The sequence below is a fragment of the Flavihumibacter sp. ZG627 genome, assembly GCF_000814325.1.
In the GTDB taxonomy this organism is placed as follows: domain Bacteria; phylum Bacteroidota; class Bacteroidia; order Chitinophagales; family Chitinophagaceae; genus Flavihumibacter.
Genome location: NZ_JPHF01000006.1, coordinates 65,870 through 92,445, shown reverse-complemented (window position 1 = coordinate 92,445; position 26,576 = coordinate 65,870). Strand labels below are relative to the sequence as shown.

18 protein-coding genes are annotated in these 26,576 nt (G+C 41.5%); 6 read left to right on the top strand and 12 right to left on the bottom strand.

Going from position 1 to position 26,576, the window contains the following annotated elements:
* Nucleotides 1-165: 165 nt before the first annotated feature.
* Nucleotides 166-426, top strand: a complete 261-nt coding sequence (locus HY58_RS13005) for a hypothetical protein (protein WP_039132654.1) — start codon at nucleotides 166-168, stop codon at nucleotides 424-426.
* 3 nt (nucleotides 427-429) lie between these two features.
* Here the strand turns inward: HY58_RS13005 and HY58_RS13000 are convergent, their stop codons facing one another.
* Nucleotides 430-840 carry a response regulator gene (locus tag HY58_RS13000; RefSeq protein WP_039132652.1) on the bottom strand — a complete coding sequence of 137 codons (411 nt, stop codon included), beginning with the start codon at nucleotides 838-840 and terminating at the stop codon, nucleotides 430-432.
* Nucleotides 841-1,289: 449 nt separating this feature from the next.
* Here HY58_RS13000 and HY58_RS18945 point away from each other — a divergent pair, with 449 nt between their 5' ends.
* Both HY58_RS18945 and HY58_RS12990 read left to right on the top strand, forming a co-directional pair.
* Nucleotides 1,290-6,296 (top strand): CheR family methyltransferase, encoded by a 5,007-nt coding sequence (locus tag HY58_RS18945; RefSeq protein ID WP_052324108.1) that lies wholly within the window; start codon nucleotides 1,290-1,292, stop codon nucleotides 6,294-6,296.
* A gap of 109 nt (nucleotides 6,297-6,405) precedes the next feature.
* Nucleotides 6,406-8,268, top strand: a complete 1,863-nt coding sequence (locus HY58_RS12990; protein ID WP_039132650.1) for an alpha-amylase family protein — start codon at nucleotides 6,406-6,408, stop codon at nucleotides 8,266-8,268.
* 5 nt (nucleotides 8,269-8,273) lie between these two features.
* Here HY58_RS12990 and HY58_RS12985 read toward each other — a convergent pair whose 3' ends face one another.
* Together HY58_RS12985 and HY58_RS12980 are read right to left on the bottom strand one after the other, a co-directional pair.
* Entirely contained in the window at nucleotides 8,274-9,632 is a 1,359-nt protein-coding gene (locus tag HY58_RS12985) for a Gfo/Idh/MocA family protein (RefSeq protein WP_039132648.1), read from the bottom strand.
* A gap of 50 nt (nucleotides 9,633-9,682) precedes the next feature.
* Nucleotides 9,683-10,972, bottom strand: a complete 1,290-nt coding sequence (locus tag HY58_RS12980) for a Gfo/Idh/MocA family protein (protein ID WP_039132845.1) — start codon at nucleotides 10,970-10,972, stop codon at nucleotides 9,683-9,685.
* A gap of 79 nt (nucleotides 10,973-11,051) precedes the next feature.
* Between HY58_RS12980 and HY58_RS12975 the strand changes: the two genes are divergently transcribed.
* Both HY58_RS12975 and HY58_RS19335 read left to right on the top strand, forming a co-directional pair.
* Entirely contained in the window at nucleotides 11,052-12,083 is a 1,032-nt protein-coding gene (locus HY58_RS12975; protein ID WP_039132646.1) for an SMP-30/gluconolactonase/LRE family protein, read from the top strand.
* A 187-nt stretch (nucleotides 12,084-12,270) separates the two neighbouring features.
* Nucleotides 12,271-12,801 (top strand): YMGG-like glycine zipper-containing protein, encoded by a 531-nt coding sequence (locus tag HY58_RS19335; RefSeq protein ID WP_082022164.1) that lies wholly within the window; start codon nucleotides 12,271-12,273, stop codon nucleotides 12,799-12,801.
* 70 nt (nucleotides 12,802-12,871) lie between these two features.
* On the opposite strand, the gene HY58_RS12965 is transcribed toward HY58_RS19335, so the two are convergent.
* Genes HY58_RS12965 through HY58_RS12955 form a run of 3 tightly spaced genes read right to left on the bottom strand, consistent with a single transcriptional unit; the run spans nucleotide 12,872 to nucleotide 17,472 of the window.
* Nucleotides 12,872-13,696 carry an aminotransferase class IV gene (locus HY58_RS12965; RefSeq protein WP_039132644.1) on the bottom strand — a complete coding sequence of 275 codons (825 nt, stop codon included), beginning with the start codon at nucleotides 13,694-13,696 and terminating at the stop codon, nucleotides 12,872-12,874.
* Nucleotides 13,696-14,841 (bottom strand): P1 family peptidase, encoded by a 1,146-nt coding sequence (locus HY58_RS12960; RefSeq protein WP_039132642.1) that lies wholly within the window; start codon nucleotides 14,839-14,841, stop codon nucleotides 13,696-13,698. Before HY58_RS12960 ends, HY58_RS12965 begins: the two co-directional genes overlap by 1 nt.
* A gap of 24 nt (nucleotides 14,842-14,865) precedes the next feature.
* Nucleotides 14,866-17,472 carry a glucosidase gene (locus HY58_RS12955; RefSeq protein WP_039132640.1) on the bottom strand — a complete coding sequence of 869 codons (2,607 nt, stop codon included), beginning with the start codon at nucleotides 17,470-17,472 and terminating at the stop codon, nucleotides 14,866-14,868.
* A 104-nt stretch (nucleotides 17,473-17,576) separates the two neighbouring features.
* Here HY58_RS12955 and HY58_RS12950 point away from each other — a divergent pair, with 104 nt between their 5' ends.
* Nucleotides 17,577-18,005, top strand: coding sequence for a CBS domain-containing protein (locus tag HY58_RS12950; RefSeq protein WP_039132638.1), 429 nt, complete (start codon nucleotides 17,577-17,579; stop codon nucleotides 18,003-18,005).
* 44 nt (nucleotides 18,006-18,049) lie between these two features.
* Here HY58_RS12950 and HY58_RS12945 read toward each other — a convergent pair whose 3' ends face one another.
* The 6 genes from HY58_RS12945 to HY58_RS12920 form a co-directional block, all read right to left on the bottom strand.
* On the bottom strand, nucleotides 18,050-19,384 hold the full coding sequence (locus HY58_RS12945) for an OmpA family protein (RefSeq protein ID WP_052324107.1): 1,335 nt from the start codon (nucleotides 19,382-19,384) through the stop codon (nucleotides 18,050-18,052).
* Nucleotides 19,385-19,502: 118 nt separating this feature from the next.
* Nucleotides 19,503-21,608 carry a DNA mismatch repair protein MutS gene (locus HY58_RS12940; RefSeq protein ID WP_039132636.1) on the bottom strand — a complete coding sequence of 702 codons (2,106 nt, stop codon included), beginning with the start codon at nucleotides 21,606-21,608 and terminating at the stop codon, nucleotides 19,503-19,505.
* A gap of 170 nt (nucleotides 21,609-21,778) precedes the next feature.
* The gene (locus HY58_RS12935; protein ID WP_039132634.1) at nucleotides 21,779-22,318 is read right to left on the bottom strand and encodes a hypothetical protein; all 540 of its coding nucleotides are present in this window, start codon (nucleotides 22,316-22,318) and stop codon (nucleotides 21,779-21,781) included.
* A gap of 122 nt (nucleotides 22,319-22,440) precedes the next feature.
* Nucleotides 22,441-23,475: a rhodanese-related sulfurtransferase gene (locus HY58_RS12930; RefSeq protein ID WP_039132632.1), complete on the bottom strand. Its 1,035-nt coding sequence runs from the start codon at nucleotides 23,473-23,475 to the stop codon at nucleotides 22,441-22,443.
* 97 nt (nucleotides 23,476-23,572) lie between these two features.
* A complete protein-coding gene (locus HY58_RS12925) occupies nucleotides 23,573-23,932 on the bottom strand; it encodes a hypothetical protein (RefSeq protein WP_039132630.1) in 360 nt (119 codons plus the stop codon).
* A gap of 28 nt (nucleotides 23,933-23,960) precedes the next feature.
* Nucleotides 23,961-26,417, bottom strand: coding sequence for a penicillin acylase family protein (locus HY58_RS12920; protein WP_039132628.1), 2,457 nt, complete (start codon nucleotides 26,415-26,417; stop codon nucleotides 23,961-23,963).
* Between the last annotated feature and the right edge of the window lie 159 nt (nucleotides 26,418-26,576).

Here is a 26,576-nt window from a genome sequence, read left to right as displayed (position 1 = left end):
TTTTTTTATATGTGGAATATAGAAATTACGGCTGACGGAGACGGACATAGTCCGTTGACATAACATATGAGGGATAAAACTGGTCATGTCAAGGAATTGATTGGGATCATTATAAATGCGTTAGTACTGATTTTTTCGTAAATTATAGTACTAAATCAGCATACCATGGCAACTGATAATCCGAATCTTGCAGCCGGTATGGAAGAAAATCCTCCGGCAAATCCTGCCACAAATGATGAAGCAGGTAAATCCATTCAGCAAAAGGACAATCCACCGCCTAAAAAGAAGCGAAATTCAGCCCTGGCCGCTGCGGCAAGGGGTGAAAGCGCGGTAAATCATTTCCGGGCACACTCAAGGCGGGATGTTCAGGGATCCAGTGGACTTTCCAATACTGGACCTTTCGTGAGTTATGATAGGGAAACCTGAAACTCAATCTTGGATTGTAGGCTGTTTCAGTCCCAATACAATGGGACGAAGAATTTTTTCCAGGTCATTAACATTCAATGGCTTGGTGATGAATTTTATTGCCCCAGCCGCCATAGTTTCCTCAATATCTTTCGATTGTGAAGAGGTTGTATAGATAATAACCGGGATGCTTCGGAGAAGAAGATTCTCCTTTAATTTCCTCAGGCATTCCTTTCCATCCATCCGGGGCATATTAAGATCCAGGAATATCAGGTCGGGTATGAAAGTTACCCTCGACAGTTTATCCAATGCATCTCTCCCATTATCGGCTGTGGAACACTGGATTGTTGGGTCGATAAAAGATAAAACCTCCTGGAATATTTCAGTATCATCCAGATCGTCATCAACCACAAAAATCCTTATTGTTCTACTCATGTAAGGGGGGATAATTATTGGTAAGCGTCAAAAATATAAAAATAATTTTTATAAATAATCAATAAACCAGCAGCTTATTATTCCACTTATGGAAAGAGTACCTTATGGAACTCTAAAGGGGTGGTCCCCATGTGGTCCCCATGTGGTATCCATATAATCCCGTTTCAAAATGTTTAAATTTTAAAATCCTAAGAACTTCTGCAGTCCGAAATCAGTAATAATATATGTGCGGGGAAATAGTTCTACATAATAAATGACTTTTGAATATTTGAATGTACCAAATATGAGAAATTGCCCCCCAGTTATTGGTGGAATAAATTTTTTTTACCTGATTTGATCCTTTTCTAAATAGGCAATGTCTATACAGGAAAATCATAATATTATCTCAATAAAACACGGATTTCCGGATTGAGGTGTATTCTGGCAAGAGGATTGGTAAACCCTGTTTTATGGATTCACTCAACATAAAAGAAACCCCGAATAATCATTTTATAGTTGCCATAGGCGCATCCGCAGGTGGATTGGAAGCCATCCACGAATTCTTTGACAATATGCCGTCAAACGGCAACCTCAGCTTTATCATTATTCAGCATTTATCTCCTGATTATAAAAGCCTTTTGGTTGAACTGATCGCAAAGCACACCCATATGGAGGTTCTGGAGGCTGACCATATGATGGAAGTAAAAGAAAACTCGGTTTATGTAATTCCCAATAATAAATTGCTTACAATACATCAGGGAAAATTAATCCTAGGTGAAAAAAGTGTAGAGAAAGCTCCCAATACAGCAGTGGATACTTTGATGCGTTCGCTTGCTGTGGACCAAGGCTCTAAAGCTATTGCAATTATATTATCAGGTACAGGTACTGATGGATCAAAAGGTATTGTAGAGATCCACAAAAAAGGGGGGCTTGTAATGGTGCAGGATCCTTTAACGGCGAAATTTGACGGCATGCCAAACAGTGCCATTGCAACAGGCGTAGCAGACCTTATTCTTACCCCTGAATTAATGCCGGAAGAGATCTTCAATTACATAAATGAGAAGCCTCAGCCTCTTATTCTTGATGGCAAACCAACCGAAGAAATGTTACCCGAAGTGATGATGCTGATAGAAAAAAATTGCCAGCAGGATTTCACAAACTATAAAACTCCGACAATCATCCGACGAATAACGCGAAGGATGGGAATGCTTGGTTATCAGGATTTTGAAGAATATTTAAAACTATTGCATAATTCCGCTGATGAGTGTAAGTTTCTGGGCAAGGAATTCTTAATAGGTGTAACTAAATTTTTCCGCGATAAGGCAGGTTTTAATGCCTTACAAAATGATGTTTTGCTTCCCCTCATCAGAAAAAAACAAGAGGGTGAAGTTCTGAAGATCTGGATCGTTGCCTGTAGTACAGGTGAAGAAGCTTATTCAATTGCAATTCTTATAGATGACCTTTTACAGAAGGAAGATAAATACCTTGAGGTTAAAATTTTTGCTTCCGACATTGACCAGGAGGCCATAGAATATGCATCACGGGCAACTTATGAACCATCTAACCTTCTGGAGATTGACCCTTCCCTTATTGAACGTTATTTTTTCCGGGAAAGCGACCGCTATGTTGTACATTCAAGGATACGTAAACAAATAGTTTTTGCACGACATAACGTACTCAAAGATCCTCCATTTATTAAAAATGATATCGTGAGCTGCAGGAATATGCTCATTTATATGAACAATATCCTGCAAAAAAAAATAATAACGACTTTTGAATTTGCATTGAATACAGGTGGGTATTTATTTCTTGGACCTAGTGAATCGCCTGTAAATATCAATGACGGCTTTAAAGAATTAAATGGTAAATGGAAACTCTACCAAAAAGTTACTAATGATACCCGTTTTAATGCGGAAAGACTTCCATCTGCCCAGTCATTAAAAACGGGTAAGGAAATGCAGTTTATTTCAACTGCAAGGGAAGCAGTATTACTGAAAGATCTTACAGATGATTTCAGGGCTGTTCTTACCGAAAAGTATGGCTTTGCTGCATTGTATATTGACAAGAACTTTGAGATAAAAGAAGCTATCGGCGACTTCAGGAAATACCTGTCATTACCCGACAGGATCACTTCGCTGAACCTTATGAAAATGGTTGGGAAGGATCTTTCCATAAGTCTGAATGCAGCCATAAGAAAATCTGTAAGGGAAAATGCGGAGGTAGTCCTGTCCAACTTCAAAGGTGGAACCAACACTGATAAACCAATCAATATTTTTGTTCGTCCATCAGCAAGCACCAATAATGTACTGGTGTTGTTAAGCGAAAGCCATGAGCTTCCCCATATCCGCCATACACATGAGAACATTGACATCCCGGAAGCAGGTGCTGCCAGTTATATAGGAGAATTGGAAGAGGAATTAAAAGAGACCCGCTTCAATCTTCAGATGGCGGTGGAGAGCCTGGAGACTTCTAATGAAGAGCTACAGTCGAGTAATGAAGAATTATTGTCAGCCAATGAGGAATTGCAAAGTTCCAATGAGGAATTGCAGAGTCTGAATGAGGAATTACACACGCTTAATACCGAGCACCAACTTCGCATTCGCGAATTGGTAGAACTGAATGATGATCTCAACAATTATTTCAGCAGTACTGAAATTGCCCAGGTATTTGTTGATGGGGATTTTCGAATCAGGAAATTCAACCCTGCAGCCATTAAGATGATCAACCTGATTGAAAGTGATATCGGACGCCCCATTGCACATATCTCAACAAACATAAAAGATGGAAATAATTTTCCTGAGGATATAGGCAATGTTATAAAGAACAAACAACTTCTGGAGAAAGAGGTCCAGTTAATTAATGGCAGAACTAATCTCATGCGAATTCTGCCTTATGTTCGTCAGGATAATAATGTAGATGGAGCTGTAATAACCTTTATCGATATTTCTAATGTAAGGGAATTAAACACCATCATTCACAGTGTATTCAATGCCACCCAGAGTGCTGTGATGGCATTCAAGGCAGTAAGAAATAAGGAAGGCGAAATAAAGGACTTTGAATGGATAGCGGCCAACTATGCAAGTGATGAGCTTCTTCAACAGGCGAATGAAACATATATGGGTCAATCGCTTCAGGCTGTGTTTCCCCAAGTGTTAAAGAAAGGATTTTTTGAAAAATGCATCCGCGTGATCAGCAGTGGTCAATCTTTCCAGATGGAGATGCAATTAGATCTTAGAGGTGAAACAAACTGGTTTGATATCATTGTGACCCCTATGATGGATGGAATACTTATAAGTTTAACGAATATAAATGAGAAGAAGAAGAGCGAAGAGAAACTAAGGAATAATTATCATGAACTAATCAAATCCAAGGAAAGCTACAGGAGCCTGAACCTTGCCCTGGAGCAGAAAGTTAAGGAGAGGACTCATGACCTGGCACAAAGTGAAGAGCGATTTCGCCTTATCTCCAATGCCATAAGTGATGCAATCTGGGATCGCAACCTTGTAACCGACAATATATGGTGGAGTGATAGTTTTTACAAATGGTTTGGTTATCAAAAAGGACCTGAAACAAATACTATTAATTTCTGGCTAAATGCTATACACCCGGAGGACCAGCAAAGAGTATCATCAGCTATCAATGATGCAATAAGAAAAGGAGAAGATTACCACATTTCATATCGCCTGAAAAATTCCGAGGGCATTTATATCCTAGTATCTGATAAGGGTACAGTTCTCAAAGATGAAAATGGCAGGCCTTACAGGCTTCTGGGAGCCATTACGGACAGAACCGCAGAAGATATTGCACGCCAGAATGAAGTTCTCAAGGCATCCAATTCTGAACTGGAAGAATTAGTACAAATCAGGACTGCTGATGTAGAGGCCCAAAAAACAATACTTCAGAATCTGTTTATGCAGGCACCTGCCATGATATGTACATTAAGTGGGCCGAACCATGTATATACCCTCGTGAATCCATCCTACCAGCGCTTATTTGGCAAGACAAGTCTTGTTGGAAAAACATTTGAGGAAACATTGCTGGATGATGATGGTCATAAACTTCTGTCACTCGTTGAGCAGGTGTATAGAACAGGGGAGCCATATATAGGAAAAGAGGTTAAACTAAATATTGCTTCGGAATCTGGATTAAAGAGAGAAGATATCTATCTCAACTTTATCTACCAACCCACCAGGGATGAGAATAATAAAATTAATGGCATTCTGATCTTCGCTTATGAAGTTACCGAACAGGTTAAGGCAAGAAAGGCGATCCAGGATGCCAATGATGAATTAGTAAAACTGAACCAGGAGTTCAAGTTTGTAACTGACTTCATGCCGCAGCTGGTATGGGTAACACTACCCGATGGAAATCATATCTTCTTTAACAACGGATGGTATGAGTATACAGGCCTCACTGAAAGTGAATCAATGGGTAAAGGATGGAGTAAAGTACTTCACCCTGAAGATCACCCACGTGCGCTAAAAGTTTGGCATACTGCACTTGAAACAGGTGATGCCTATGAAATTGAATACAGGTTTAAAAGATATGATGGCGAGTATAGATGGTTCCTTGCCCGTGCCCTTCCCATGCGCGATGACAATAACAATATTGTAAAGTGGTTTGGAACCTGTACTGATATCCATGACCAGAAAATTATGAATGATGTTCTCGAAGCAAGGGTCATTGAAAGAACAGAAGAATTGCAATCCATCAACACAGAGCTGGAAGCAAGAAATAGTGAGCTTCTCCAGTTTGCATCAATAGCGAGCCATGACCTAAAAGAACCGCTCAGGAAGATCACAATGTTCAGTAACCTGGTAAAGGACCGTCACAGCCAGGCTTTGCCGATCGGTGCACTTCAGTATGTTAATAAAATCATTGAGTCGTCTACAAGAATGGCAGCTTTGGTGAACGATCTGCTTTCCTTTACAAAACTGACGGCAGACAGCAGCTTTGAAAGCATTAAACTCAACACGGTAATTGCAGAGGTTTTAAGTGATTTGGAACTTGTAATAAATGAGAAGAATGCAATCATAGAAGTTGATGATATGCCGGTAGCTGATATAGTACCCGGTTACATGCGACAGGTATTCCAGAATATCATAAGCAACTCACTAAAATTCAGTAGAGATGACCGGCAACCACATATCCGTATAAGTTGCACTAAAGTGAGCGAACTTTCATTTACTAATGCCTTTGATAAAAAAGGAAAATTCTGTAGAATAACTATTAAGGATAACGGGATTGGCTTTGATAATGAATATGCAGAAAAGATTTTTACGATTTTTCAGCGATTGCATTCGAGGCATGAATATGAGGGCACTGGAATTGGATTGGCCATTGCAAGAAAGATAATTGCAAAGCACAAGGGTATCATTACGGCCTACAGTAAGGAAGGAGAAGGTGCGAGTTTCGTGATCGTATTACCGCTTGAACAAAAGGTTGATATACCAGACGCTTTAAAAATAAATTCTTAACTACTTAAAATGTGAAACGCAGCGCCTCCAGCGCTGCGTTTATGTTATAGAAAGTTTATCTCCAAATTGCTATACTTTTACAAATATTGGTAACAAAAAAGCTGCAGGTATGAGAACATTGTCGGGGTTAGTAGTGGTACTTATTTTTTTAACAGCATGTACTGCAACTGTAAATACTGATAATTCAGAGCCAACACCTGAGGGAGGTAAGATTGTAATTTACCAGGTATTTACCCGTCTGTTCGGCAATAAAGATACTACCTGGAAGCCATGGGGAACGATTGAAGAAAATGGCGTTGGCAAGTTTAATGATTTCACTGATACCGCCCTTGCCGCGATTCGCCAGCTGGGTATCACCCATATCTGGTATACAGGTGTTCCGCATCACGCAGTGATCAGAGATTATTCAGGTATTGGGATCAGCCACGATGATCCGGATGTTGTAAAAGGCCGCGCCGGATCACCCTATGCTGTGAAGGACTATTATAATGTAAATCCAGATCTGGCAACAGATCCAGCCAAAAGGCTGGAAGAATTCAAATCATTAATTGAACGCACGCACAAGAACGGGATGAAAGTGATTATTGATATTGTGCCCAATCATGTGGCACGACAATATATTTCGTTGAACAAACCCGATAGTGCAGAAGACTTTGGTGCAAAGGATGATCGGAATGTGGAATATCATCGGGATAATAGTTTTTATTATATACAAGGTGAATCATTTAAGGTTCCGGCAAGTAAAGACAGTTATAAGCCATTAGGCGGGGCTGCACATCCTTTGAGTGATGGAAAATTTGAAGAGATACCTGCAAAGTGGACGGGAAATGGCAGCAGGCTTTCACAACCTGATGTGGATGATTGGTATGAAACCATAAAAGTCAATTATGGTATAAAGCCCGATGGTGTTAAGGATTTTGACACGCTACCAGCTACTTATGCCTCGCTTCCGGTAGAGGATCATAATGCATTCTGGGCAAATAAAAAGGTTCCGGCAACCTGGAAAAAATTCAGGGAAATTGCTTTATTCTGGTTAGATCTTGGGCTTGATGGTTTCCGTTTCGATATGGCAGAAATGGTTCCAGTTGAATTTTGGAGTTATATGAATGCTGCTATTAAGATGAGAAATAAAGATGCAACACTTATTGCGGAGATATACAACCCATCAGAATACAGAAACTATATCAAACAAGGTAAAATGGATTATCTCTATGATAAAGTTGAAATGTATGATACGCTAAGGAACATCATACAGGGTAAAGGTAGTACTGATAACCTGGTAGCATTGCAAAGGAGGATGGCTGATATTGAACATCATATGCTTCATTTTCTTGAAAACCATGATGAACAAAGAATAGCCAGCACTGGTTTCGCGGGTGATCCTGACAAGGCAAAGCCAGCTATGGTAGTTTCTACTTTGATCAGCAGTTCACCTACCCTACTTTATTTTGGCCAGGAATTGGGTGAAGAAGGTAAAGAGGATGCAGGATATGGTAATCCAACCCGTACCAGTATTTTCGATTATATAGGAGTACCAACACATCAGAGATGGATGAATGGGGGGAAGTTTGATGGCGGACTTCTTACTCAAAAGGAAAAAGAACTTCAAAAATTTTATAGTTCACTCTTAAATTTCACTAAATCTAATAATGTACTGATGGGTGATTATGAAGAGATTCACCGGTTTAATCGCCAACAAAACAAATCTTATTCGGACAAACAATTTTCATTTGTGAGATGGACAGCAGATAAGCAACTGATAGTATTTTCGAATTTCAGTGACACAAATCGATTCACTGGTGAATTGCTTTTGCCGGATTCTATCATCAAAAAATGGAAGCTGGCTAATTCAAGCTATGACCTTAAGGATGAGCTGACAGGAAGAACCGCCACCTTGAAAATTAGAAATGGCCTAGGATACATTACCATTGACAGCGAACCATTAGAATCAATGGTGTTTTCTATTGAATAGATTTTTCAGTATTTAAATATTTTATTGCCCACCATAACTTCCTGTGACTTTTCATCAAACACAGCTTTTTCTCCGGTTCTGGATGCAGCGGTTGTCATGATATTGGCTATTGAGTGATAATATCCGGCTTCAACTGGTGCGTTCGGCTGTTTCCTGCTTCTTATACATTCCATCCAATTCAGAACATGAGCAGATGTTAGTGTATCACCACCTGTATTCGCAGAAGCTACAACCTGGCTGGTTGTATCAGCCAGATTTAGTTCGGGTAAAAGGTTAGGAGGTATATTCATTGCAGCTGCGAAATTTTCTGTGAGTCCACCTTTCGGTGAAACCTTGTTGGTGATCAGATTCAATTCTCCTCCGTTTGAATAATATATTTCAGCAGGTCTTTCTTCGCCATTGTGCATTCTTGAACCAAAAGTAACCTGGAAGCCTGTGGAAGCATCATTTGCCGGCCCATAATCAAATACGGCTGTAAGTGTGTCCCAATTTCTTCGGCCATCTTTCCACATATAAATGCCCCCATTTGCCACAACACTTCGTGGATGCTTGAGTCCGGAGAACCAGTGAACCGTATCGATCTGGTGGCTCATCCATTGACCCGGTATGCCGGATGAATAAGGCCAGAACAAACGGTATTCAAGATATTTTCTTGGATCCCATGCTTCAAATGGACGGTTCAACAGGAAACGATTCCAATCTGTGTCTTCTTTCTTTAATGAAGCAACCAGGGCGGGTCTGCGCCAGCGACCAGGCTGGTTAACATTCCAGGTAAGTTCTACCATTGTTATAGCACCAAATTTCCCTTCCCTGATAAACTTATCAGCAGCCATATAATTTGAACCACTTCGGCGTTGTGAACCTATCTGCACGATGCGGTCTGATGCCCTGACGGCTCTCAATGCGGCTCTGTTATCTTCCATGGTTTCTGCAAATGGTTTCTCTACATAAGCATCACAGCCTGCCTTAATAGCTTCTATGGCATGGCGGGCATGTTGAAAATCGGCAGTACTGATCATTACGGCATCGATATTTTTTATAGCATATAATTCATCGTTGTTCCTGCATGCTGTAATATCATGGCCCATTTTCTCCTTTATAAGTGCAACACCTTCTTCACGCCTGGTTTTCCAGAGATCGGAAACTGCCACCATATCAAAGTTTTGCTGTTTGAAATGATTCATAAAACAAGGCAAGAGCGAATGGCGGAAGCGATCTGAAAATCCAACTACTCCAACTCTTACCCGATCATTTGCTCCAATTATGCGTGCATAACTCTTAGCACTGAATCCTACGGAGGCTGCATAAACCCCAGCGATTGCTTTTGCAGAATTGGTAATGAATTCACGACGATTGGTAGGCATATCGAATTATTTTATAATGAAAATTAAATGATATTATTTGACTTATTCAATCATATAGATGGATATATCCAGGGAGCGCGATAATTTCTTTTCAATAAAGCTGAAGCGCCTTTATCATCCAGGATCATTTCCTTTTCAGGGTCCCAGCTGATGCTCCTCCCCGCTTTAGCCGAAATCATACCCAGCAAACTCATATTGGTAGAACGGTGACCTATTTCAATGTCACAAACAGGCCGGCGTTTCTGTGAAATGGACAATAGAAAATCGGCCCATAGTTCCTTCACATTATGATGATCTACTGTATGTAGAACAGGATCAGCATGAATCAATGATTTTTTCTTATCGGCCGGATAAAAAGTCCATCCATCCTGCCAACCCATATGGAAAGTTCCTTCCGTTCCATAAAAATAACAACCCACATTGGCTTTTTCTGCTTCGTTGGCGCCATAGAGGCGATGTTCCCACACTGCATTGAATGATTCAAATTCATAATTGACCAACTGGGTGTCAGGTGCATCGGTATTATCTTTCTTAATTCTTCGGGCAGAAGAAGAATATATTTTCCTGGGTCCCTTTTCTTCCGTCCACCATAGAATCTGATCCATCCAATGAATGCCCCAGTCGCCCAGTTGACCATTGGAGTAATCGAGAAACTGGCGAAATCCTCTTGGATGGATTGCAGCATTGTAAGGACGCAAAGGAGCAGGTCCACACCATTCATTCCAATCCAGTCCTTTAGGAGCTTCTGAGTCTGGAATCATTTTTCCGGCATCACCACCATAATGTACAAAAGCCCTCACCATTCCAATTTTACCGGCCTTACCAGATTTCAGAAAATCCATCCCCGAAATATTATGAGGAGATACACGGCGATGTGTTCCAACCTGAACCACCTGGTTGGTTTCTCTTGCTGCACGCACCATAGCCTTCCCTTCATTGATGGTATGGCCAATGGGTTTCTCAACATATACATGCGCACCAGCCTGGAGGGCAGCAATGGTAATAAGTGGATGCCAATGGTCGGGCGTTGCAACGATCACAATCTCCGGGCGCTCCTTTTGAAGCATCTCACGGTAATCCTTATAGGTTTTAGGCCGATCTCCATTCAGTTTATTTACCTCCTCTGCCGCCGGATAGAGATAACGGTCATCCACATCGCATAATGCCACAACTTTAGATTCCCCGGCTACGATTGCTTCCCGCAGGATGTTCATCCCCCACCATCCGGATCCAACCAAAGCAGTTCGGTATTTTGCATATTGGGTAAAGGAAGGGAATACAGGCATCGAAGAAACCAGCACGCCCGCTGAGGACATTTTCAGGAATTTGCGACGATTCATTTGCAGATTGGTTGATTGTACCCTAAAATACTTAAAGCTGGAGATATATCGTAAATTCATTATCCCATAATCCACCGCCATGTTTCAATCGAATATTCCATTTCATAGATCAATTCTACGGATACTCTTCAGCGTTACAATAATAATCTCAGCCTGTAATTCCCCCAGGAAGGCAACATATAAGACCATCGGATCCATTGAAAGAACAGACCCTGCACTGGAGGAAATCATCAGTAATGATGCTATTGTAGAAATAATTGCGGATGGATTTGAATGGAGTGAGGGACCATTATGGGTTGATTCCCACAAAATGCTGCTATTTTCTGATATACCGCGGAATTCTATTTACAAATGGACAGAAGCTAAAGGCAAGGAGCTATATCTGCAACCAAGTGGCTTTACCGGAAGTGGTGAAGGAGGAAGAGAACCCGGATCAAATGGATTATTACTCAATAAAAAAGGACAACTGGTATTATGCCAGCATGGTGACAGACAGATTGCGCTGATGGATGCGCCGCTTGATGCACCACGTGCAGATTATATAACCATTGCAAACAATTATCAGGGGAAAAAATTTGACAGCCCGAATGATGCTGTATATCGGAGTAATGGAGATCTTTTTATCACTGATCCGCCTTATGGACTTCCCGGTTATATTGATGATACTACAAAAGCCGCCCCTTACCAGGGTGTATATAAAGTTGCCGTAGATGGAACTGTAAGCCTTCTTGTTGATTCAATCAAACGTCCCAATGGTATTGCCTTCCTCCCGGGTGAAAAAACACTGATTGTTGCGAATTCTGAAGCACCTGTACTGGGATGGTATGCATTTGATATTGCAACAAATGATTCATTGATCAATCCACGTATGTTCCATGATGCAACAGAAGCAGGTAAGACAGACAAGGGTGGTCCGGATGGATTAAAAGTTGATTCCCGTGGGAATGTTTTTGCTACAGGTCCGGGCGGTGTTTGGATCTTTGATAAGAATGCAAGAGTTCTTGGGAAAATCCTTGTTCCGGAAGCATGTTCAAATGTGGCCCTCGCCGATAATGATAAAACCTTATATATCACAGCGGATATGTATGTTCTGCGTGTAAAAATGCGCTAAAATGGTGGGTGACATGAAATGATTAAAAAGGTTTAATCACCCCTTCAGAAAAAAGTCATACTTATCGTCAATTTAACAGCTAACAGAATCCTTTGTTAATAGGATTGTACCTAAGGGTAAAACTGGCACAATGGTCCCAAATTTGGACTTCATGTCATATATTTTTTTAAACACTAAAATCTAAGACATGAAAAAAATTATCTACTCAATGATCGTTATTGGAGGACTGGCAGCCTGCCAGACCATTGAAAAGCCTGGTGAAGAAAAGGCTGCAGAAAATCTGACTACGGAAACACCTGTGGAAGAAACAGTGAAGCCAACAGTTGCCCGAAAAGCTTCTAAAAGAACAAGCAGAAAAGTAAACACCGATTATTCTCCAGCGCCGCAGAAAACCGGCAGCTACGAGATACCAAGTGAAAATGCTGCAATGGAGCCAGCAAAGAAGAAGGGATGGAGTGATGCTGCAAAAGGAGCTGTGATTGGAGGTGTAGTTGGCGCAGGTGCAGGTGCTGTAATTGACAAAAACAAGCGTGGCCGTGGTGCTATAATTGGTGGTGTTGTAGGAGCCGGTGCGGGTTATGCAATTGGCCGCTCACGTGACAGAAAATCGGGAAGGGTTCAATCAAGCGGTGGACTGATTCCGTCACGCGGATTGATACCAACAGGTGGACTTATCCCTGATGGTGGTTTAATTTCCGGAACAACATTCAATAAATAACTAATACGCCTATACGCTAAATTTTACTTTTAATTCTAATGAAAGGGATGGACGAATGTTCACCCCTTTTTCATTTACCATAAACACTTTGATTGTATTTATTGCATAGGTATCGGGTTGTTTCTCCGGCAGTTCCGGTTCCAATAATCTTGCCATCAATTAATTTTACGGGCATCAGATGTTTCGTTGTACTGGTAATGAATACTTCCCTTGCTTTATAAATCTCTTCTTTATTAATATCACGCTCTTCCACTTTCATTTCCCCTGCGGCAATCTCAAGAACCCGGTGCCTGGTAACCCCTTTTAGTATATTATTAGCAGGGGTTATCAAAACATTGGAAGAGGTGACCATGAAAATATTTGCACGGGGACACTCGGTGATACAATCATCATAATGGTATAGAACATCTGCCGCCTGCGCCTGACTTATTTTATCCTGAAGCCATACCGCCATGAGGTAATCTATTGTCTTCACATCAGGTAATTGCCGTTGATAGGGGAATGTAATCAGGCTGATTCCTTGCTCGTGAATTGAAGTGGGAAGGTTAAGGGGTTGCTCTGTGACTATCAGGTTAGGATGGCTAATAGTATACCCGTCGGGTGAATATCCACCTGTGAGGGTAATTCGAACACCAGATTGAATTAAATTATTTGCAGCAATAAGTTCGGCGATCTTTTCCCGTAAAATATCTGCAGGCATAACAGGCTGGAGTCGCATCCTGGCGGCAGAACGATAAAAACGATCAAGGTGATTATCCAGGAATACGGGGTTGCCGTTAATCACTTTGAAAAAATCAAATATTCCATATCCTCTTTGCAAAGCAAGATCGGAAACATGGATGAGTGCCTGGTCAGCAGGAGCAAGGGCATCATTTATAAGGGTTAAACGATTCATTAGCGTTGAAGACGATTATATTTTTTTAAAATCGGTATTAGTATGGTGGGAGTTAATGCGTCTACCACCTTTCCTTTTGCTTTTGTGGTGGTTGCCATGAGCATAGAATTAATTATTGCTTCTTCAGTTGCTTCAATGGCTGCCATGAAGACAGGCGTTGTATAATCATTATGTAAAACGACCAATGGCAGGTCCTTTTCTTTAGCGTCATGAGGAATACGATTGCCTTTGAAAGTGGAAAAGGCGATAACATAATCTCCACTTCCATTCGATGCTATTCCACCTGTTTTTGCTAATCCCAGAAAAGCCCGTTTGGCCAATCTTTCCAGGTTTCTGGCATCAAGCGGGGCATCGGTTGCAACAACTATCATACAAGATCCATCAACATTATTCAATAACTGGTTGCTAAAAGAAAACCGACCAAGTTCTTCTCCCACCGGTACTCCATTAACCTGAAGCACACCTCCAAAATTTGATTGCACCAACACGCCCACTGTATATCCTCCAAGTGTTTCCGGCAATTTTCTGGAGGAGCTTCCAATACCGCCTTTAAATCCAAAACAAACCGTACCTGTTCCGGCTCCTACGGCACCCTGCTCTACTTCACCGCTTTTAGCAGATGCAATAGCTTTAATGATATCTTTTCTGGTGAGATGTCTGCCCCTGATATCATTCAGCCAGCCATCATTTGTTTCTCCCACCAGTGCATTAACGGATTGTATATTCTCATTTCCAGGCTGAAGAAGTGTATAGTCAATAATAGCCTGCATGGCATCAGCTACTGCCAATGTGTTAGTTAGTAAAACAGGTGTTTCAAGGTTACCCAACTCGTCCACCTGAGTAGATCCGGCAAGTTTTCCGAATCCATTTGCTCTAAAGATTGCAGCAGGAGTCTTACTTTGAAATAAATTATCCTCATGAGGAATAATGGCGGTGGCGCCTGTGCGCACTGAGTCACCTCTAACCAAGGTAATATGACCAACTTTAACTCCTGCTACATCTGTGATAGCGTTCCAGTTACCTGGCTTCATAACACCAATATTTATACCGAGTTCGCGGGCAGTTTTACCGCTCTGCGCAGTGGCATAATTTACGGAAAGAATAAAAATAGCAGCTACTATAAGAGAACCGGCTGACCTCCTCATTGATGATGTTTTTACTAGTGTTCCTTAATGACGCGGATGAAGTAATTTTGCTACCAGCCCCGTCCATCCTGTTTGATGTGAAGCCCCTATTCCTTTACCATTATCACCATTAAAATATTCAAAGAACAGGATATAATCTTTGAAATAAGGGTCTTTATTCAAAAGTTCAAATTCCCCTGCCAGTGGTCGTCGGCCATCTTTGTCCATCCGGAATATTCTGACCAGTCTTGCTGCAAGCTCATCAGCCACCTGGTCCAGAGTCAGGAATGTTCCGCTTCCTGTTGGATATTCCACTTTAAGTGCATCTCCATAATAATAATGGTACCGCTGCAATGATTCAATCAGCAGATAGTTCAGTGGGAACCAGATGGGACCTCTCCAGTTAGAGTTGCCACCAAACATGCTACTATCAGATTCACCCGGGAGATATTTTACGCCAAATTTATTTCCCTCCACCTCTATTTCAAATGGTTTTTCCTCATGGTATTTAGATAGTGCCCGGATACCATAATCGCTAAGAAATTCTGTTTCATCAAGAACCCTGCGCAGTATGGCGATAAGTTTTTCGGCCCTAATCAATGATAGCAAATGCTTAGAATCTTTTAGTGTACTACTCCATTCAGAGATCACGGTTGCATATGATGATTTATGCTTCAGGAACCACTCCAGCCTTTGCACAAATTCTGGTATTTGTTCGAAGAGACTGTGATCAATTACCTCAACTGCAAAAAGCGGGATTAAGCCAACCATTGACCTTACCCTTAATTTCTGTTCTGACCCGTCGGGCTTTTTAAGAACATCATAAAAGAACTGGTCTTTTTCATCCCATAGCCCGGATTCCCGTTCACCGAAGCTATTGACGGCCTTGGCTATATAAACAAAATGCTCAAAGAACTTCGTGGCCATGTCGGCATACACATGATTATGGGTTGCCAGTTCCAATGAAATGCGAAGGAGGTTGAGGCAATACATGGCCATCCAGCTTGTACCATCACTTTGCTCAAGATGTCCCCCACCGGGAAGAGGCGCACTGCGATCAAAGACCCCGATATTGTCCAGCCCAAGGAAACCTCCCTGGAAGATATTGTTCCCATCATGGTCTTTCCGGTTAACCCACCAGGTAAAGTTCAGCAGTAGTTTATGGTATACACTTTCGAGAAAGGCTATATCTCCTTTACCATCATTATTGACCTTATCAATTTCATATACCCGCCAGGTAGCCCAGGCATGAACTGGGGGATTTACATCTCCAAGATTCCACTCATAAGCTGGAAACTGACCATTGGGATGCATATACCATTCTTTGGTTAGCAGCAGCAGTTGGCTCTTGGCGAAACCAGGATCGAGATATGCAAGAGGTATGCAGTGAAAAGCAAGATCCCATGCAGCATACCAGGGATACTCCCATTTATCAGGCATGGATATGATGTCGGCATTATTAAGGTGGGTCCAATCGTGGTTGCGACCCCATGGACGATGGAAAGGTGCAGGCTTTTTGGGGTCGCCATTCACCCATTGTTCTACATCATAGTAATAAAATTGTTTGCTCCAAAGCATACCCGCGAAGGCCTGTCTTTGGATCATCCTGTCTTCAGCCGAGAGTACAACCCTTTGTTTATCAGCATAGTATTCATCATTCTCTGAAATACGACGCCAGAATACCGCATCATAATCATGGAATGGATGATCAAGTGCATGTTTGGAAAGCCTGAGCTGAAGGGTGAGGGTTTCACCTGCCCCTACTACTAGATTATAGTGTGCAGCGGCCTTAGTACCAGATTTCGACTTATTGAGAACAGTTCGCTTCCTGTTTACAACATAATCATTGATACCATCTTTTGCTACTGGTTGTATACCTTTCTTGCCATAGAGTCTCTTGGTATTGGTTTCATTTTCGCAAAAGAGAAGCTCATTATTTCCGTTACAATAAAGATAATAATGTCCTATGCGTTGATGATGAATTTTGATATATCCAGCGCCTTCCGCTTCCATGGTGGGTTTGTAATCATCACGCCCCCATGCCCATGTATTCCTGAACCAAATAGTTGGGAGTACAGAAATAGGAGCTGCTTCTTTATGACGATTTGCAATTGATATCTTAATGAGAATATCAGTTGGGTCTGCTTTTGCATATTCAATAAAGACATCGAAATAATCGCCTTTGTCAAATATTCCAGTATCAAGAAGTTCATATTCCGGTTCTTCCCGGCTACGCTTATCATTTTCCTGGTAAAGCTGATCATATGGAAATGCTCTTTGTGGATACTTATAAAGCATCTTCATATAGGAGTGTGAGGGGGAACAATCGAGGTAATAATAAAGCTCCTTAACGTCCTCCCCATGATTTCCCCGGGGGCCGGTAAGTCCAAACAACCTCTCTTTCAGCCAGGGGTCTTTTTTATTCCACAATGCCAGTGAAAAACAAAGATTCTGATGATCATCGGAAATACCGCCAATGCCGTCCTCACCCCAGCGGTAGGCATAACTCCGGGCCATATCATAGGAAACCGCCTCCCAGGTATTGCTATCCTCGCTGTAATCTTCCCGTACAGTACCCCATTGGCGGTCTGACACATAAGGTCCCCATTTCTTCCAGAGCGGATCATTCAGTCGTTGCTTCTCTTCATTCATCAGCTTGCATTTGTCATTTCGGTCAAGCCCAAAGATAAGGACTGGGCAACTTTCACATTATCCCAATAAATATGTACCTTAAGGCTTAATCCTAAAGCTTCTGTATGAAAAAAGTAGCAGATATACTGGCACGCAAAAACCGCCAGCTCATCAGTGTTGTGCCCTCCACTACTGTTTTGGATGCATTAAAGATCATGGCAGATAATAACATAGGCTCTATCCTGGTTACGGAAGATGATCAATACAAAGGCTTATTGACAGAAAGGGACTATGCGAGAAAAGTGATCCTAAAGGGTAAATCTTCCACTGATTCCATGGTTTCAGATATCATGAGTACTGATCTACCAAGGATTAGTCCCGATAGTTCAATTGAAGAATGTATGCAACTGATGTCGGTCAATAATATCCGTTATCTACCGGTATTTAATGATCAATACCTGGTGGGTATAATTTCAGTGAATGATGTCATTAAAGCAGTTATAGCAAACCAGGCAGAAACGATCTCCCATTTGCAGTCTTATATACATTCTTAGCAGAAAGATAAGCAGTTTATTACCCTGATCTTAAAAGGCAGCCATTATTGTTTGAGGAATTCAACTCTTCTGTTTTGTGCCTTTCCCTCAGCCTTTGCATTATCTCCAACAGGTTGTGAAGCTCCTTTTCCATCTGTCTCTATCCGCCCTGCTTCAATTCCGAAATCATTAACGAGGCTGGCTTTGACCGCTGATGCGCGTTTTTTGGAAAGTTCCATATTATTCCCTGCATCACCATCACTATCAGTGTGTCCTATAACTTTAACCTTAACAACTCCATTCTCTTTAAGTACAGATGCAAGATCCTTTAAAGTACCGTAGGATTCGGGTTTGATCTTATCTGAGTTAACATCAAATAGAATTCCGGTTGTTGAGTATTTTCCTTCATTTATGAGTTTATGGCGTGTATCAGGAGCACCAACCGCAAGCCTGAGGCCGCTTATGAGATAATGATCGGCCTTGTCATGATAGCCACCCAATGTAAAAAGCAATGCATTCAATTTTGTGGAGGGAGGAATTGCTTTTGGCAGATCAAACACCTTTTCTTCGTCAACATAGATCCGCATCCGCTGGTTCTGACGCCACATTGAGATATGGGCTATATTATCTGTTTTGGCATGAAACTGGCTCACATCAACTTCATTCTTCATGGATTCCTTACGATTCTCGATCCAGAAAAATTCAAGGCGCCCAGATCCGTTTCCAGCACTTGTTGGGTGGATTGAAAATCGCGCCCCCTTATTACCTGAGCGGATAAAGCGACCCCAGTTCTCGAACTCGGAAGGCTCATTAAGTTGAACCATATTCACCATTAAGGCAGTGGAATAAAAACTAAAAGGATTGGTGCAAATGAGATCAAATTCCAATGTAAAATTCTCGGGAAGGTCTTTAATGAATTCAGGATGGAATACTCCCTCTTTCGGAAGTTTAAGCCAACGTACATCACTTCCCTCAACAGTCACAACCTCACCCCCGGCATTTGTGTTCCAATGCAGGGGAAAATCTCCGACAGCATCTTTACTAAAGTCCTCATATACTACCAGTTTCTCACCGGCAACGAAATCAAATTTGGAATATGACTTGAAGGATTTTGTAGAAGTTCCCTTTGAATCAGTAACAGCTCCAGTTTCTTTTTCCTCAGTTTTGTCGGGATCGCCGGCTTTCTTCTTCGATTTATCATTTTCCTTTGCAGAGGTCTCCTTGTTTTTTGGTTTTCCATCCACTGTTTTACCAATGGCATCATCAACTTTCTGGTTGGCTTTCTGTTTCAACTTCCATTCAGCTCTTTTCTGGAGATCTTTAATAAGTTGAGAATGGACCGGGATGGTGTAAATTAAAAATAGAAGACTTGCGATTGAAATCCGGATAAACCATTTCATAGTAACTGTTTTAGGTATAAGGAATGCCTACAGTTCAGAGCTACCCGTTTTTCTAAGGATGTGGTAAGATAAAAATTTTATTCCCGTATATGAAATTAAAATAATCTATGTTACGCCATTATTCAATTACCGGCTTTTCTATAACCGCCACGAGGTCCTTTATGTCGACCTGCATAGGAAGAAGCCCGATCTTAACCACTGCGCGTTTTCCCCTTAATTCAATCACTTCGCCAACCTGGTGGTTTCGCCTCATCTTTACTTTAATTCCCACCTTTATTTCACCACCCACCTCATCAAATTTTGAATCAATTTTTTTCTGAAGTTTATTTACAACCTGTTTCTCGTCCTTTTTGAAAAGCAATGAGAACATTTCTTTCATCACTTTTTCCTTATCGGAAGTTTTTTTCCACTCTATCAGGATCTGTTTCATCTTGCGATCCATATCCTTGAGTTGCATCATTTTCTCTTCTGAGATACGGTTCTGTTCTTTAAGCAGTTCAACTTGCTGGCGGTGTTTTTCTTTATCAAGCACCTGTTCCATTTCTTTTTTCAGTCGCTCATTCTCTTTCAATAATTTACTGAGTTCCTTTTCTTTTAGCTCAAGTTCGCGGAGATCCTGTTCAGTTCGGTTGAGAAGGCGATCGAGGCTAAAATGATCTTCATCCACCATTTGCCGGGCACGTTCAATCAAACGTTTTTCGAGCCCTATCCGCTCTGCGATTGAAAAAGTATAAGAGCTTCCTGGTTTTCCGATGATTAATTTATACAGGGGCATCAGGTTTTGCTCATCAAAAGCCATGGCGCCATTAATTATTCCGGGTGTTTTATTTGCCATTACCTTAAGGTTCAGGTAGTGGGTGGTAACTATACCCATTGCATGTTTACGCGCAAGTTCTTCCATGATCACTTCAGCAAAAGCGCCACCCAGGTTGGGGTCGGAGCCACTCCCGAGTTCATCGATAAAGAATAAGGTTTTACCATTGGCCGTTTCCATGAAATGTTTCATGTTCTTGAGATGGGAGCTGTATGTACTTAGTTCAAATTCAAGGCTCTGGGTGTCACCAATATGTATCATCAACTGTTTAAAAATGCCGAAAACCGATGAGGGATGAACAGGTACAAGTAATCCTGCCTGCACCATCATTTGGTTCAGGCCAATGGTTTTCATGGTGACTGTTTTTCCTCCTGCATTCGGGCCACTAATTACTAGTATCCGGTTCCTGTCGTCGAGGGTAATACTGACCGGTATGGTAGGTTTCTCCAATCGCTTATTATAAATATAGAGCAGAGGGTGGTAAGCATTCACAGCGTGGATATGAGCTTTATCCACTACCATGGGATATTCGCCGTTATAGTCCTGGGCGAGCCTTGCTTTTGCGCGTATAAAATCATATTCTCCGGCAACCTGAAGATAGGTCTTCAATAATTCAGCATGGCCCGATAAATCAGCAGTCAGAGCCCAGAGTAGGCGGTAAATTTCACGTTGCTCTTCGTTTTCAAGTGAATAAACTTCATAGTTGAGTTCTATGGTTTCCTCAGGTTCAATAAAGGCAGTTCTTCTTGTATCACTTTCACCATGAAGGATTCCTTTGATCATTCTTTTTTGTTCTGCAAACACGGCCAGCACCCGTCTTCCATTCAGGAAAGATTCCTCGATATCGGCCAGGTATCCTTGTTTATTGAGTTTCTGAACTACCCTTTCAAAGACCCGGCGCAGGTCTCCTCTTTTTTTGTATAGGCTAACCCGGATGCGGCGTAATTCCTCCGAAGCATGATCCATTACCACACCCTGATCATCAAGAATTTCATTTATCCGATCTTTGATCTGTTTTTCATAGTAGGTGCCTTCCAGCACCAACGCAAGTCCGCTGTAAGCAAGGCGGCGTTCGTTATCGAACCATCTGAAAATATTCTGGATATTTTCAGCGAGTTTGCGAATATGAATGAACTGTTCCCCAGATAATACAGCCCCCGGAATCCCCAATAATTTAAGTTCCTTGGCCAGGTTAAGAATAAAGTCGTTGGGGAAATATACTGAGTGTTGTAATAATTGCCGGAATTCATGGCTCTGCCGTAGTTCTGTTTCGATGAATGACAAACGTGTATGAATCCGCAATCCGAGGCTTTTTTGCTTTGCATATTCTGTTTTGCAATGCTGCTCGAGCAGGGTCCGGATCTTTTCGAATTCCAGCTGTACGATCGCCGATTCAGGAAATAGTTTCATAATCAAGTAATCCAGGTAAGCGTTAATTACCCGGACCGGCAAAGTTAGCGTTATTTCGATTTCGGAAAGGCAAAGCAATACCAAAGAAGGTTGAGGAAAACCAAGTATGGGGAACTACAATAAAAAAACCGGACGCATATGCATCCGGTGAATAAACTATCTTCTTTTTTTCAACGATCGTAACTAAATGTGTTCATCACAGTTACTTCACCATCCAGGAACTTTACTTTTAGCCAATCCCGCATTCCTTTGATAATAATGATATATGCATTTTTTTCATCAATATTAACTTCAGTAACCTTGTCGAGAACATATCCTTTGAATTCATCCTGAACAGACTGGGCAACATCCTCTGGCAATTCTGTAGCGGGATAATATTGGATTATATAATCAAACTGTCCCCTGTCATTCATGCTGGTACGGATGATTCTATTACTCTGGTTAAAATAGAATTTAGTTTTTTTACCTTCCCTGTACCAACTAGCATTAGATGCACTTGGGAAAGCTTTATCAAATTTCCGGAAGAGATTTTTGTCTAACAATACCAGGGCATTGGCAAAACTTGTCATTGGGGAAACTGAGGAATCGTCAAGGATTCCAAAAGTGCTGGCTGGAGTGCTGCGCAATTCGGGGTTTGCATTTACAACACTGGTTGATGTTACTCCCAGCAGGAGTATCGCGGTCGCGATAATTGCAATTTTCTTTTTCATAACAAAAGGTTTCGATGTGGTAATTAAGGTTTAGAAGCACAACCCAAATTTACCACTATCAGCCACACTTACCATGGTCATCTTCCCCGGAAAAGAGGGGTATTTTCCCCACCAATAAATTGTTAAGAGATCTTCTTCGGCCTGAGTCTCGCACGGCTTTTATTGAAAACATTCTGGTTTTTCATGATGCCTTTACGCAGTAATTTCTGTTTTTCTTCCGGCAGCTTTATAAAATCCTGGCATTCTCTGCTGCAACATCCGTCATAAACTGAGGCACATTTGCTACATTGAATGAAGAGCAGGTGACAAGCTTCATTGGTACAATTAACATGGGTATCGGCCAGTTCACCACATTGGTGGCAATGGGCCAGCACTTCCTCACTGATTCTCTCTCCCATACGGTTATCAAATACAAAATTCTTCCCCCTGAATTTATTTTTCAATCCTTCTTCCTTAACCTTATTTGCATAATTGATTATACCGCCTTCAAGGTGAAATACATTTTTGAAACCTTTATGCAAAAGATAGGCACTTGCCTTTTCACATCTTATTCCACCTGTGCAATACATGATGATATTCTGCTCTTTATGCGCCTCCATCATTTCTGCAGCCATTGGTAATTGCTCCCTGAATGTATCGCTGGGTACTTCTATTGCTCCATCAAAATGACCCACTTCATATTCATAGTGGTTTCTCATATCAATTACTATGGTTTGGGGATCTTCCGTGAGATTATTGAATGTGACGGCGTCTACATAACGGCCTTTACGACGCATATCAAATGCAGGGTCATCAATTCCATCTGCTACAATCTTATCACGCACTTTTATTTTCAGCACCCAGAATGATTTTCCGTCATCATCCACAGCTATGTTCAGACGCAAACCATTGAGTTCAGGAATGGAGTACAGGTATTGGCGAAGCGCGTCAAAACCGGATGAAGGAACGCTTATCTGCGCATTGATCCCTTCATTAGCAACATAAATCCGACCAAATACTTTCATTGCATTCAGCTGGCTATAGAGTTGATCACGGAACTCCTGCGGATTCTCAATAAAAAAATATTGGTAAAAGGAAATAGTGGTCCGGGGTTCGGACTCTTCCATTAAACGTTTTTTCAGCTCCTCCTGGGAGACACGATTGTGTAATACGGGCATCTTTATTTGAAATTTTAAGGACACTTACCTTGTGAACAAAATTTCCTGGACGGATGCAAAATTAATAAAACAGTTTGAGTTTACAGGCCAATAACTTTTATTGCCTTTGATTATTCATTGCCCATCTTGCAAGGCTTCCGGTAAGAGCACCTAATCCCCCCACCAGGGCGCCGATTAAACCTGTAAGAAGAATCAGTAGAAATGGATTATCCTGCTTCAGTATTACCATTGATACTTTAGAAGCCAGGATATCTTCGTTAGCGGAACTTATAGACCATGCCATGATGGTCCAAAAGAGAAAAAGGGATAGAAATGCCGCCAGGAAAGCTTTTCCGGGGTGTTGGCAAATGAATACTGCAACAATAAATGCTGCCACTGCAATAATCCACCAGGGTAAGAAAAGACTCAGGGCAAAGCTAAGAAGAGCTGTCAGGAGAAGGGAGATCAGGAATTTCATCTTTACTTGTTAGTTGTTTCAAAATTGGTCAGGCTGCTCGAAAACGCATAGTCCAACGGATTCTTTTATCCTTATTTTCTTCTTTTTTCATCATCCAAAGTTCATAGTATTTACCTCCCGCCCAGTCATCAATAAAATTATCATAATAACGACTGCCCGGATTACCGCTTTGTCCGCCCGGATAAATTCCATAAGCTTCGATACCATCAGTCATGTGCACAACCATACGCCAGCTCGGACCATTATCACGGTTGGTTGCATTAATTATTCCTTTTCCCCCACCTACACGCACATGCAATCGGCTAAGCGGATCGATGACTTTGAGAAGATGTGTGATACGGGTATCTTTTGCCTTCTCCCACTGTCCTCTTCCTTCCCGCTCAAGCCTTGACAGGGAATCGCTTGCTTTTTTCAGAGAAAGTGCAAGCATATCCTCAAGCGACTCTTTTGCAGGAGTGTTGATATCATCAGTGAATTTATAAGCACTGTCATTTTTCAGAGATTCAACCAGGGCATATTCAGATGGCCAGGGCAATGGAACGCCGGCCAATGTAAATTCGTCATTCCAGATTAGCTGTTGTAATTGCTGCCACCATAATTCGAAAACAGTTGCACCCATTGATCCAATCTCATTTCTAAGGTCCCAGCTTCTGAAGGTTTCAAAATATTTACGTGCTGTTTCATCAAGTACATTGGTATTAGTACGAAGCAGAATTTCCCTGGCAAATTCAGCCTTCACATTATAATTATCGCACTGCATCTTCATCATGTCCTCAGGCGTAATGTGGGAAGCACTATCAAGCATCCTGTTGATTATATATCCACGGTAAACTGGAAATACATTTCCTGTATAGTAAGGATAGCTGCTATCGGTAGAAAGCTGGTTGGCACTGCTCACATATCCCCGGGGGGGATTAACCATATGGGGGTTTTCAGACTGAGGAATCATTGCCTTCCACATATAACTACTGTCTGTACCTGGCATAATAAAATCTCCCTGCCGCCGCCATTTTGCGGGGAATTCACCCTGTTGCCAGATACCGATATCACCACTTCGGGAAGCAAAAATGCAATTCTGTCCGGGGCAGCCCAGGTTTCTGATAGCAGCAAGATATTCTTCATAATTTTTTGCATGATTAAGACCATAAAAAGCAAGGCCATCATTACTGCTGTCATGTGCTTTCCATCTCACAGCGAGATTACGAACTTCCCTTTCTGAAGCTTTGAAAGTATGGTCATACATAACCGGACCGAAGTGAGTGTATACAACAGTGTCTCTCAGGAGTGACTGCCCTTTAATGCGAATGATCTCCACTCGTTTGGTGGATGGTTTCCATTCGCCATTATACAGATATGCATTATTTCCCTGGTCCTGGAACTGTATCTCATAATAATCTTTCACATCACGGCCAGCATTTGTAAATCCGAAAGCAATATGTTCATTGAATCCAATGATCACATTTGGTGAGCCTGGAAAGCTTGCCCCATAGGCACTAAATTCCGGAGTAGTTAGTTGCATTTCGAACCATAAGGAAGGTAAGTTGAGACCCAGATGTGGATCATTTGCCAGGATCGGGCGGCCACTTTTTGTTTTGCTTCCAGCTACAGCCCAATTATTGCTGCCATTTTCACGAGCGGGTTTAAAGGGATCGGAAGCAGTGAGACTATCATTGCGAAAAGAATAATACAATGAATCCGCATTTGCAGGTGGCGCTAGATCTACTACAGGTTTTACTGGATAAGGATTTTCAATTGTATTAGGAACTACCGGTTTAAGTGAGTCTGACAGAATATTAAATATTGATTCAAAATCAGCTTTAGAAAAATTATCACGTGCATTGGAGAATTCAAGATCATCTTCCCTTCCTGCAAGATCATAGCTCATGTATTTCAGGAACAATGCTGTTTTAAATGGTGTCCACTTTTCAGGGTAATACCCAAGGAGTTTGTATTCAAGAGGCAATTCTGCTTCGGTCATCTGATCAATATATGCATTCACTCCATTAGAGTAGGCCTCATATTGTGCTTTGGAAGCAGGTGATTTTTCCATTTCCTCCATTGAACGTTCCGCGGCATACACCATACCCAGCCGCCTCATGCTTCGATCATACTGAAGAATTCTGCTATCCGGACCCTCTCCTAAAATTTCACTAAGCCTACCTGCAGCAGCGTGGGTCTGGAATTCCATTTGCCATAATCTGAATTTTGCATGCAGGTAACCCTGAACGAAATAGAGATCATCTTCCTGTTCCGCAAAAACGTGTGGTACAAGTCTTTCGTCTATATATACATCTGTATTGCCTTTTAATCCACGAATACTAATATCACCATCAAAGGATTCATCAACTGCCTCGGCATTCTGCCATACCCCATGCTGCGGGCTCAGCAGTTTACCCAGCGGGGCTGGTAAAACCTGGCTACCATTCAATAAGTATATTAATCCGATGGTAAAAAGAGCGGCACCAGCCAGGAAGATTAATCTCATTTGATCTTTATTGCTTTGGCTAAAAATAATATTAATTTCTATTTAACAGGTTTATGGGTAAACTTCCTGCTGTTTTTGATGTCATATTTATGAAACCCTGTTCATCATTTATAAACGCATCATTATGAAAACAAATTATACCAAACAAATTTTAAGCAG